The sequence below is a fragment of the Bradyrhizobium sp. STM 3843 genome, from assembly GCF_000239815.1.
Taxonomy (GTDB): domain Bacteria; phylum Pseudomonadota; class Alphaproteobacteria; order Rhizobiales; family Xanthobacteraceae; genus Bradyrhizobium.
Genome location: NZ_CAFK01000120.1, coordinates 1 through 11,616, shown reverse-complemented (window position 1 = coordinate 11,616; position 11,616 = coordinate 1). Strand labels below are relative to the sequence as shown.

Genomic DNA, 11,616 nt, shown 5'->3' with positions numbered 1-11,616 from the left:
GACACCTATATGAAATTCGTCGAGTGGGCGGAGAAGCATCGCAACGATCCGCAACTCGTCAACACCGTCGGCCAGCTGGGCGGCCTTGATCAGAACGCAATCAACGAGGCGTTGAAAGGAGTCCGCCAGGTCCGCAAGGATTGGGAAGACGCGAAGCTCGGCGCGCTCACGCCCGAACAGGCCGCAGCCATGCAGCGGATGCAAGATGCATGGGTGAGCCTCGACCAGGCCATCACGTCGGTCGGCCGCGATCTGGTCGTTGACGTCGAGCCTGCCTTTACCAAGGTCGCGAAATCGGTTTCCGGCTGGATCGACAACAATCGTGGGCTCGCGGATTCAATCGGCGGGGTGCTGTCCGCAATCGTCGGCCTGTCGGCACTCAAGCCCGCGGCATGGGTTCTGCGGCTGCTCGGGCTTGATACCGTAATCGCCGCGACGGGGCCGGCCGGAGCCGCAGCCGTCGGCGTTGCCACCGTGCTGGCGCCAACGGAGGCGAACAGCGGCGAAAAGAACATCTATGAGAACGGCAAGCTGACCGATTACGGCCGTTCGCTCATCGAGGCGGATAAGCGACTTGCGGCCGGCGGCGGCGGGTCCGGCGCGTTCAGCTCGCAATCCGAGAAAGAGGCCTATATCCGGCAGGTCGCTGCCAAGATCGGGATTGACCCGGATGTCGCCATGCGGGTCGCTCGCAGCGAGGGCTTCAACACGTTCAAGAGCTCGATCCCCGGCGAGCAGTCCTTCGGCGCGTTTCAGCTGCACGTGACGCCTGGCGGCCGCGGCCACGCGGTTGGCGATCAGTTTGAGGCGGATACGGGACTGGATCCGCGAGACCCGGCCAATGAGCGACAGGGCATCGATTACGCGCTGAATTGGGCCAAGAAACACGGCTGGGGCGACTTCCACGGCGCGGCCAACACCGGTATTGGCCGGTGGCAGGGCATCGGCAGCGGCGGGCAAACTGACGTCAGCATTGGCTCGATCACAATCAACACCAGGGCAACCGATGCCGCCGGCATCGCGCGCGATCTTCATTCCGAGCTCAAGGGACGGCTCAACGGTCCCGCGGCCATCACCACCCAAGCCAATACCGGGCTGACGCCATGAGCACGATCCTCGGCCTTCCGGGCCTTCCCAGCGACGTTAACGTGTTCGATGACGTCTCGCTCCTGGTTGCCGATGCCGTCTCGCTCCTCGGCCTTGGCGCCCCGCAGTGGGGCCTATTCCAGGACGGTGAACCGGTAATCGTCGCTGATACCGTTGTCGCGTTCGATTTCCGCGAGGATTGGCGGATCTCCAAGGCGCCGCTCGAGCAAGGCGCCTTCACCAGCTTCAACAAGGTTCAGGTCCCTTTCGGCGTCGTGCTGCGCTTCGTGGCCGGCTACACGCTTGGCGCCCGACAGGATTTGCTGGAATCGATCGCGGCCATCATCGGTTCGCTCGACCTGTTCGATGCCGTGACGCCTGAGGCGACCTATTCGAACGTCAACCCGACGCATTACGACTATCACCGCTCCGCCGAGAATGGGCAGGGCATGCTGGTGGTCGACCTCCATTGCGAGCTAGTCAACGAGAGCGCCGAGTCCGAGTTCGGGGATACGCAATCGCCGACGGGGGCCGGGGAAACCGACAACGGCCAGGTACAGCCGCAGAGCCCGAGCTCTACGCCCTCGGCCGAGGTGAATTAGTCATGCTGATCGTCCCGCTGCGCGCGGTGCCAAATCAAAAGCTGTCGATCCTGCTCGCGAACCAGCTGTGCCAGATCACGCTTAGAACGCGCTGGTTCGGGCTCTACATGGATTTGAGCGTCAACGACTCGCCAGTCAGACAAGGCATTGTGTGCCAGAACTGGAACAGGATCATTCGCGACGCCTATCTCGGTTTTGTTGGGGATTTCGCGTTCTGGGATACGCAAGGCTCATCCGACCCGACCTATGACGGGCTAGGCAGCCGATACCTGCTCTATTACCTCGAAAAGTCAGACCTGCCGGCGTAGTCAATGTCGTTCGTCCAGCGTTCGCTTTCATTCCAGTTCCAGCTCGGAACGGGATCGTTCGGCGATAGCGGCGGATCGAACTCGACCACGATTTCGAACGTGCGCGCCAGCGTGCGGATCGAAAAGAACGGCGTGCCGGCGATGAACCGGGCCTCCATCCGGATTTGGGGCCTGACCGCGTCGAAGATGAACCAGCTGTCTCGTATCGGCCTGGTGCCGACCGTGATCCGCAACAACACCGTGACGATCACAGCCGGCGACAGCAACGGCAACATGTCGCTTGCGTTCGCCGGTGGCATTCAAGATGCATGGCCGGACGCTTCGAATGCGCCAGAGGTGAGCCTGAACGTCGTTGCGTTCACGGGCATGCTCGGCCAAATGAAGCCGATCGCGCCGTCGGCCTATCCGGGCTCAACTGACGTCGCCGACATCATGCAGGATCTTGCCGGCAAGATGGGCTACACGCTGGAAAACAACGGCGTGAAGGTGCAGCTGTCGAGCCCGTATCTGCCGGGCACCGCGAGAATGCAGGCCCTCGCGGCCGCCGAGGCCGCCGACATTTACGTGGTCTTCGACGATGACAACGGCGTCATGTCGATCTTGCCAAAGAACGGCGCGCGCAAGGGCACCGCGCCGGTGCTCGATCCCACAAACGGAACGCTCATCGGATACCCGTCTTATCGCGGGCAAGGCCAGATCGGGCTGCAATGCCTCTACAACCCATCGATCCGCTTCATGGGCAACGTCGCCGTGCAGAACAGCGTCATTGGTGGCGCTAATGGCACGTGGCGGGTCACAAACCTTGCCCACAATCTCGAAAGCCAAATCCCTGACGGCGCCTGGTTCTCCGAGATCATTGGCAACAAACCGCTTGCGCAGGCCAATGCATGAGTGATGCGAATGTCCCGTCACCGAACAACGTCGGCTATCAAGGTGCGGCCGATCCGACGACGGCCGGTGACCAGTTCAATGCGATGTCCTTCATCGCGAAGCAGATCCTGGCCGGCGCGTGGACCGTCACGCTTGCGCAGGTCAAGAGCGTCACCAACGCGGGCGAGGCGAAGGATACCGGCACGGTGAGCCTGCAGCCGCTCGTCAACCAGCTGGACGGACAGGGCAACGCAACGCCGCACGGCACGATTTCGAACGCGCTCTATTTCCGCTATGCCGGCGGAAATGGCGCTGTGATCTGTGATCCGGTGGTGGGCGACATCGGGATCATGCTCTCGGCCAGCAGCGACATTTCGTCGGTCAAGGCGAACAAGTCGCAGGCAAACCCGGGATCATCCCGTAAGTTCGATCCGGCCGACGCGATCTATCTGGGCGCCGTCTTGAGCGCCGCGCCGACGCAATACATCACTTTCACATCGACGGGTCTCAAGGCTGCCGACAAGAACGGCAACGTGCTCGAATTCAAGAACGGCGGCATCTTCGTCATCGGCAATATGACCGTGCAAGGCGATATCCACGCGAGCGGGACGATCACCGGTGACACCGACGTGGTTGCGGCGGGCATCAGCGGCAAGAACCATACACACGGCGGCGTGTCGCAAGGCCAGAGCAACACCCAGCCGCCTCATTAACAGAGCTCGCGCGAATGAAGACACTGTTGCTGGATTCAGTTACGTGGGACCTGGTCAAAGATGTCTCGGGCAATATCGCGCTTGCCAGCGAGCCATATGCGCTCGCTCAGGACGCTGCGAGCGCGATCAAGTTGTTCGCGCGCGAGCTCTGGTATGACACATCAAAGGGCATCCCGTACTTTGAGCAGCTGCTCGGCAAGCGCCCCAACATCGCGCTGATCAAGTCGAAGTTCACCGACGCCGCAAAGTCGGTGCCGGGCGTCGTGTCCGCGAAGGTTTTCATCTCTTCAATCGTCAATCGAACGGTGTCCGGGCAAGTCCAGGTCATCGACGCGAACGGCAACGTCACGGCCGCAACCTTCGTCGCGCCTCCCGGAAACTGAGCCGAAAATGGCAACTCTTACGACCAACGTCCCGGGCATCACGTTCGGGCCGAACGGCTTTGTCGCGCCTCCAGAGCAGGACGTTCTCACGGGCATGCAGGCCGACATCGATCAGGCCTTCGGCGGCGGGCTCAATCCCGCGCTTGAAACGCCACAGGGGCAGCTCGCCTCGAGCATGACCGCGATCACTGCGAATGCGAACGATACGTTCGTCAATCTATCGAACCAGTTTGATCCAGCTTATGCCGTGGGCCGCTTTCAGGATGCGATCGGCCGAATTTACTTCATCGAGCGCAATCCCGCGCAGCCGACTGCGGTGCTGGCGACGTGCACGGGCCTCGCCGGCGTCCCGATCCCAGTCGGGGCACTGGCCCGCGCTGAGGATGACAATATTTACGTGTGCACCGAGGCGGGCACGATCCCGCAATCTGGCAGTATTGTCCTGCCGTTTGAATGCACCAACACCGGTCCGATTCCGTGTCCTGCCGGTACACTCAACCGCATCTATCAATCAATCCCCGGTTGGGACAGCATCACCAATCTGACCGATGGCGTGCTCGGTACCGATGTCGAGAGTCCCCAGGCTTTCGAAGAAAGGCGGCGCGCCTCAGTCGCTCTGAACTCGCTTGGTTCGGTGCCATCAGTCCGCGGCGCGGTACTGAGCGTCCCGGGCGTGCTCGACGCCTATGTGACCGAGAATGCCTTCGCGGAACAGGTAACCATCGGCGGTCAAATCCTCGTTCCGAACTCGCTTTATGTCGCGGCTGTCGGCGGCGCCGCGCTCAATGTTGCGACCGCGATCTGGTCGAAGAAGGCCCCGGGCTGCAATTATAACGGCAACACCACAGTCACGGTGCAGGATCAGAGCGCAGGCCTGACGCCTCCCTATCCCTCCTATGACGTGACGTTCCTCGTCCCGCCATCGCTCGATGTCCTCTTTGCGATCAATCTGCTGAACAATCCCCTGGTACCGTCGGACGCCGTGTCGCAGATCCAGCAGGCGATTATGCAGGCTTTCGCCGGTGCGGATGGATTACCACGGGCGCGCATCGGCTCGACGCTCCTTGCAAGCCGCTATTATCCGCCGATCGTCAAGCTGGGCTCCTGGGCGCAGATCCTGTCTGTCACCATCGGATCGCGCAACGCGCCGGCTGCGCAGGTTGCAGGATTGATCGCGGGCAACGTCCTTACTGTCACCGCGACGCAGTCCGGCGCGCTGGCTGTCGGCCAGACGCTTGACGATGCCAGCGGCATCATCCTGCCGGGAACAAAGATCACGGCCGGTGCTGGCAACGTCTGGCAGGTCAGCAAAGCCCAGAATGTCGCGGCCGAGACCATCTATGGCGTCGTGCCGATCGGCACTTCCGTGGGCGTGAACATCAACCAGGTGCCGACGATCTCCGCAGATAACATCGCGGTCACGGTGACCGGATGAGCGGACCTGATCCTTTCAGGGCGAAACCCGGCTCCAATGGGGTCGGAGAATTCATCATCGGCGTCAGCCCGATCGGCGACATTCCTCCGTTCGATTATTGGCAGACGATCATTTCGCAATATGCGAACAGCGATGTGCTCACCACGCTCATCGGTAACTTTGATACGTATCTGGATCAGACCGCGAACCTCGACGCGTTCTATGACTACATCATGAACGTCGCGTCCGCGCAGGGTTATGGCCTTGAGGTGTGGGGCCGCATCGTCGACGTCAGCCGAACGCTCAACGTCGGCAATCCGGGGAAATATTTCGGCTTCGACGAAGCGTCGCCTGTCAGCGCTGATCCGTTCAATCAATCTCCGTTCTACGTCGGCCAGCCGCTGACGACGAACTTTAATCTGAGCGACGATGCATATCGCACGCTGATCTATGCGAAGGCATTCGCGAACATCTGCGACGGCTCGATCAAGAGCATCAATCAAATGCTTCGCACGCTCTTTCCGGGCCGTGGCAATTGCTACGTGACCGACGGTCTCAACATGACGATGACGTACACGTTTCGCTTTCTGCTCACGGATGTGGAGCAGGCGATCGTCGGTCAGTCCGGCGTGCTGCCGAAACCGACAGGCGTTCAGGCGACCGTCGTCATCAATCCCTACTACTAAGGTGCCGATCTATGCTTGCAGCCAATGTGCCCCCCAAATTTCCGAAGGTGTGGGCTGTGAACGCGCAGGGGCCGTTTATTCGGCCGATCCCGGTGGATTCGCAGATTGGGATCAATCCCGGGTATGCATCGCTCAATGACGGCTTCCCGCCGTTGACGATGACGCCGATTGCTGCCGGCGGCGTCCCGCCGTTCGGCCAGGACATGAATGGCATCCTGCAGCAGATCACCGAAATCCAGCAATGGCAGCAAGCCGGAGGCCATTGGCAATTTGACGCGACCTTCGCGGCAGCAATCGGAGGATATCCGGCCGGCGCGACCTTAAGCTCAAAGGTGGTGTTGGGTCGGAAGTGGCTGTCGACCGTGGACAATAATCAGACTGACCCGGATTCGGCCGGTGCAGCCGGATGGATTCCTCCTCCGGGACAGCTTCCCGTAGGAACGCCAGTGCCATCGCTCTCCGCTTCTGTTCCTTACGGATACGTGCCGGCGAACGGCCTGAGAATTGGCAACACGAATGCCGGCGGCAACAGCGCGAACCCAGCCAATCAATTGCTCTTCCGGTTCGTGTGGCTGAACTTTTCGAACGCGCAGTGTCCACTGTTCAGCAGCGTCGGCCAGGCGATCGCCCGCGGTCCCAATCCCGATTCGGATTGGATCAATAACAATAACATCACGCTTCCGGATCTGCGCTGTACCGCTCTGATCGGCGTTGACGGGATGGGAAATGGTGGCCTTGGTCTCTTGAACAGCGTCCCATTCGCCATCGGCGGCACGACGCAAGTGGGGTCAGTGCTTGGCGAGACTCTGCACACCTTGAACTCCAATGAGATGCCGAGTCACGCTCACTCCGCAGGAATTTCCGACCCGACCCATTTCCACTCCAGCAGCAACTTCTTCTCCGCGGGCACGAGTTCGGTGAACGTCGGCGGCGGAGGCTCGTTTGGCTTTCAGTTCACTGGAAACACAACCTCCACCGGCACCGGCGTTCGCGTCTCCAGCAGTAACGGACTTGATACGACGTACAGCGCGGGCGGCAACCAGCCGCACAACACCGTTCACCGCAGTATGGCTGTCTATTGGAATCTCGCCCTATGAAACAGAAAATCCCCGCGTCGGCGATTGCCGGCATCAAGAATTTCCACGTTGCCGCAGCCGCGCATGCTGCCGAAATGAGGTCATGGCGCGCACATATGGCGCGCGTGGAAGACGATCAAAAGAACGACGTTCCGATTGAGAGGCGCCACGTCGCTTATCCGCGGCCGCGCGCTCATCCTCTGATCGAGAGTGTGCTCGACGAGAATGATGACCTCAATTTTGAAGTCGTCGACTACGGTCCCACGACTGCCGAGAGGCTTGCGGCTCGTAAGGCGGAATTGATGAGCGAGGTGTCTTTGGCCGAGAGCAGGGCGATTGATGCTGTTGTGCCGCCTGGAAAGCGACGCCTGTTCAATTTGCGCGAGACAGCAATCCGTACAGCTGACAATGCCAAAGCGACGGAGCTGTTTGAGGCAAATTCAGGTCTGCTGAAGAAGATCACAGGCGCTGTGTTGACGACCGATCAGATTGCCGCGCGCGTTGAGGCGGAGCGGGCGCCAGAGGACACCACGCTTCTCAAGGCTCAGGACGAGCGGCGTGAGCGCATCGCCGCGATCGAGATGGCGGCTGCCCAGGCTCACCATGACATCGAAGGCCTAACGGCCGAAACCATCGGCAGTTGGAAACTCCCCACCTTCTGAGAAAGCCGAACATGAAGAACTTCTTGCGGAGCGCGGCCGCAGCGGCATGGCTCCTGACCACGGCTGCGTGCCCGGCACTCGCCGGATCTTCGCCGGGCTGGACAAGGGGCGAGGTGCCGACCGCCGGTCAATGGAACACGGCATTTGCAGCAAAGCAAGATGACCTTGGGTATGTGCCGCTAAGCATTGCCGGCGGTACGATGACCGGCCGACTTGTGACTGCGGCGCCGAATGCTTCCAACTCCGGGCTGAACATCACTCCAGGCACTACGCCTCCCAACCCGGCGAACGGTGACTTGTGGGTGACCAATGCCGGGCTGTTCGTTCGCGTCAATGGCGTCACGATCGGTCCGCTGTCGGGCGGCACGGCCTCGAGTTTCGCCGCAACCGCACCGCTGTCCGTCAGCTTCCCGGGTGGCATCGTCACCTATGGCCTGAATACCGATTCCACGCTGACGGTCACCGGGGGGAATCTCGCGCTCAGGCTTCCGAACCCGAACACCTGGACGGGCCTGCAGACCTTCTCAGCGGGCGTTTCGATCGCCTCGGCGTTCTCCGCGCCCGGCTTGGTCAAGAACTCCGACCTGGTGAACGCTTCGACGACCGTCAATGGCCAGACTTGTGCCCTTGGCGGCGTATGCACCATCACCGCGTCGGCGGGCACGGTCTCGATTGGGGTCACAACCGTCGCGCTTGGAAACTCCGCTCGCGTGCTTTTCGACAATGCTGGGGTGCTGGGCGAATATCCGATCACAGGGACCGGCAACGTCGTGATGTCGGGGAGCCCGACCCTCACCGGAACGGTGACGGCGGCCGCGGCGAACGTCTCGGGCGCGGTGAGCATCGGGGGGACGGTCACAATTGCGAATGTCCTCGAGACATTTCCCCCGAGCGGAAATCTAGCCGGCACGGCCGACACTCAGACGTTGACGAATAAGACGATCAGCGGGGCGAACAACACGCTTTTGAATATTCCGAACGCCGCTCTGCTCAATTCGTCGATCACAGTCGGCGGAGTGAACTGTGTGCTTGGCTCGACCTGCACGCCAACGCAGATCGGAACGACGACCGGCGCGAGCCTTGCGCTCAACGGCTGCACGATCGGCGTGAACACGCTCTGCATCACCGGGCCTGTCTCGATCACGTCGCCCTCTGCGGCGGCGTTCGTTGTCGGGCCGGGCGGTGCAACCAATCCGGCCTTTCAGGTCGACGCCTCGGCGACCTCGCAGGCGGCCGGGCTCAAGATCACTGGAGCGGCGACCGGCGGCGCGGTCAGGCTGGATACGATCGATTCCGGGGCCAACACGAATCTTTCTATCAACGGTAAGGGCACCGGTAGCATCAGCATCGGAAATATCTCGAGCGGCGGTATCGGACTTGGGAACGCAACAGTCATTCAATCGGCGAGCGCGAACGCTTTGGCGGTCGGTCCGAATGGAGGTTCGAACCCGGTTCTGCAGGTCAACGCATCGGTCGCATCGAGCGTGACCGGTGTGTCTGTCGTTGGTCAAGCGGCCGGAAATGGCGCAGGCATCGGAGTGGTGTCGCCCAGCACGAACGAAGGCCTTTCCATCAATGGCAAGGGCTCGGGCGTCGTCGCGATCGGCAACGTCTCCACTGGTGCCGTGCAGGTCGGGCAAGGTGGCGGTGGCCTCACCGTGTTCAACAGCTTCACGGCCAGCGGGCTCGTCACCTATGCCGACTTGGCGTCGGCCGCACTCGCGAACGCATCGCAGTATTTCGCTGGTGCCAGCAATGTCGTGGTGCCGGCGAGCGTCATCTATCAGGCCGAGACGACGACAACCTACGGCACAACTACCACCTTTGATTTCTCGACCTTCATCAACACCGCGGTGACCATGGTCGGGAATATCACCACCATGACCCTGAACAACGTGAAGGCGGGGCAGGCAGGAACGATCGCATTCATCCAAGACAGCACCGGCGGGCGCACCGCGGTCTTTAACAGCATCTTCAAATTTGCCGGCGGCGTGACGCCGTCACTCTCCACAACGCCGAACGCAGTCGACGTGCTGACCTATTCGTGCCGCAGCGCCTCTTTCTGTGTCGCGTCTCTCATTCCGAACGTGAAGTGATCCGATGAAGTTCTGCACCGCTGTTCTCTCGCTCGTCGTAGCGCCGTGGGTTGCGTTCCTCGGCGTTGCGCAAGCCAATATGCCGGGCACGTTCCAGCCCGTGCTGATGGCACAGGCCGCTTCCGGCGGACTGAACTGCACTGGGGGGACCGTCACAGCCTCGGGCACGACTCGCATCCACACGTTCACGAGCAGCGGGACGCTTAGTTGCACTGGCGCGGGTCAGCTCAACTATCTGATTGTGGCTGGTGGTGGCGGCGGTGGTGGTGGATCCGGCAACAACGGCGGCGGCGGTGGTGGCGGCGCTGGCGGCTTTCTGGCGGGCTCTATGCTCGTACCGATCACGGTTTCATTCTCTGTCACCGTTGGCGCTGGGGGCACCGCTGGCGCAAATGCTGGCGCGGGCGGGGCCGGAGGCAATTCTTCGTTTGCTGGAAACACTGCGATCGGCGGGGGTGGTGGCGGCGGCGGCACCGCATCGGCGCTCAACGGCGGTAGCGGTGGCGGCTCAAGGCCGAACTTTCCAAGCGGCAGCGACAACCCAGGCAGCGATACGACGGGCCAAGGCAATGCCGGCGGTTCAAGCCCGAGCGGAATCCCCGTTGGCGGCGGCGGTGGTGGTTGCGGCACCGTTGGCGGCAGCTCCTCAGGCACGGTGAGTGCTCCGGTTTCGGGCCTTGGAGGCAATGGCTGCACGTCGTCGATTTCCGGCGCGTCGGTCGCATATGCGGGCGGCGGTGGCGTCGGCGGAAATATTGGCTCTGGCACGATCTCGGGCGGTGCCGGCGGCTCGGGCGGCGGTGGTGCGGGTGGCAGCGTCATCAACAGCGTTGCGCAACCGGGCGTCGCCGGCACCGCAAACACCGGCGGCGGTGGTGGCGGCGGCGGCAACCAGGGCACGGGCAGCGTCGGCGGCGCGGGCGGCTCCGGGGTCGTGATCGTCAGCTACACCGTGCAGCAGCCGACTGTTGTCCTGACTGCGGGATCTCAGTGGGTCGTTCCTGCCAACTGGAACAGCGCAGCCAACTCGATCGAGACAATCGGCGGTGGCGGCGCGGGCGGCGGTTCGGCGAGCGGGTTGGGCGGCGGCGGCGGAGGCGGAGGCGGAGGCTGGGCAAAAGCGGTCAACGTATCGTTGACCCCAGGCGCGACAGTCGCATTCACCGTTGGCTCAGGCGCATCTGGATCTACGGCAAGCGGCTCCAACGGCGGGGATACCTGGCTCTGTAGTTCGACGTCAAACTGTGCGGCGATCAGTAGCTCGGCTGTCGTCGTCGGGTCCAAGGGCGGTGCCGGTGGCACAACGGGAAGTCCCGGAACGGGCGGCGCAGGTGGTGTGGCCTCATCCGCTGTTGGCGGCAACGGCGGCGGTGTTGCAAATCCTGGGACCAGCTTTGCGCAGAGCGGCGGCACGGGCGGGACCACCTCAACGAGCACGACCGGAAACGGAGGTGCGGGAGGCGGCGGCGCAGCCAGCCCTAACGGTGCGGGCCAGAATGGCGGCGCTCCAGCTAACACCGGATCGATCACGACGCCGGGCGGCGGTGGTGGCGGCAATGGCGGCGGGTCGGCAGGCGCGACCGGAAATTCGAGCACTGGAGCCGGCGGCAATGGAGGAAACAACGCTCAGGGATCTGGCGGCGGCGTAGGCACGCCAACTACAGCAGGAAACGGCAGTAACGGCGGTGGCGGCTCAGGAGGCGGCGCAGCGGCAGGGACT

General features: G+C 62.4%; 11 protein-coding genes and 1 pseudogene. All 12 read left to right on the top strand.

The features are described 5' to 3' along the window. Positions 1-1,107: pseudogene (locus tag BRAS3843_RS41525) on the top strand (hypothetical protein); the annotation flags it as partial. After that, the gene (locus tag BRAS3843_RS15300) at positions 1,104-1,688 is read left to right on the top strand and encodes a hypothetical protein (RefSeq protein WP_008969850.1); all 585 of its coding nucleotides are present in this window, start codon (positions 1,104-1,106) and stop codon (positions 1,686-1,688) included. The pseudogene BRAS3843_RS41525 and the gene BRAS3843_RS15300, both read left to right, overlap by 4 nt. A 2-nt stretch (positions 1,689-1,690) precedes the next feature. Further along, positions 1,691-1,996, top strand: coding sequence for a hypothetical protein (locus tag BRAS3843_RS15295; protein WP_008969849.1), 306 nt, complete (start codon positions 1,691-1,693; stop codon positions 1,994-1,996). Positions 1,997-1,999: 3 nt separating this feature from the next. After that, positions 2,000-2,887 carry a hypothetical protein gene (locus tag BRAS3843_RS15290; RefSeq protein ID WP_008969848.1) on the top strand — a complete coding sequence of 296 codons (888 nt, stop codon included), beginning with the start codon at positions 2,000-2,002 and terminating at the stop codon, positions 2,885-2,887. Further along, the gene (locus tag BRAS3843_RS15285) at positions 2,884-3,579 is read left to right on the top strand and encodes a hypothetical protein (protein ID WP_008969847.1); all 696 of its coding nucleotides are present in this window, start codon (positions 2,884-2,886) and stop codon (positions 3,577-3,579) included. The genes BRAS3843_RS15290 and BRAS3843_RS15285 overlap by 4 nt, the downstream gene beginning before the upstream one ends. A gap of 14 nt (positions 3,580-3,593) precedes the next feature. After that, a complete protein-coding gene (locus BRAS3843_RS15280) occupies positions 3,594-3,962 on the top strand; it encodes a hypothetical protein (RefSeq protein ID WP_008969846.1) in 369 nt (122 codons plus the stop codon). Positions 3,963-3,969: 7 nt separating this feature from the next. Next, positions 3,970-5,397 carry a baseplate J/gp47 family protein gene (locus BRAS3843_RS15275; protein WP_008969845.1) on the top strand — a complete coding sequence of 476 codons (1,428 nt, stop codon included), beginning with the start codon at positions 3,970-3,972 and terminating at the stop codon, positions 5,395-5,397. Continuing rightward, complete coding sequence (locus tag BRAS3843_RS15270; protein WP_008969844.1) at positions 5,394-6,062, top strand: DUF2612 domain-containing protein; 669 nt, start codon at positions 5,394-5,396, stop codon at positions 6,060-6,062. The genes BRAS3843_RS15275 and BRAS3843_RS15270 overlap by 4 nt, the downstream gene beginning before the upstream one ends. An 11-nt stretch (positions 6,063-6,073) precedes the next feature. Next, positions 6,074-7,159, top strand: a complete 1,086-nt coding sequence (locus tag BRAS3843_RS38885; protein ID WP_008969843.1) for a hypothetical protein — start codon at positions 6,074-6,076, stop codon at positions 7,157-7,159. Continuing rightward, on the top strand, positions 7,156-7,800 hold the full coding sequence (locus BRAS3843_RS15260; protein WP_008969842.1) for a hypothetical protein: 645 nt from the start codon (positions 7,156-7,158) through the stop codon (positions 7,798-7,800). Before BRAS3843_RS38885 ends, BRAS3843_RS15260 begins: the two co-directional genes overlap by 4 nt. 113 nt (positions 7,801-7,913) lie before the next feature. Beyond that, a complete protein-coding gene (locus tag BRAS3843_RS15255) occupies positions 7,914-9,896 on the top strand; it encodes a hypothetical protein (protein ID WP_139024871.1) in 1,983 nt (660 codons plus the stop codon). A gap of 4 nt (positions 9,897-9,900) precedes the next feature. Then, the coding region (locus BRAS3843_RS40735) for a glycine-rich domain-containing protein (RefSeq protein WP_347379580.1) at positions 9,901-11,616 on the top strand (1,716 nt) is incomplete at its 3' end.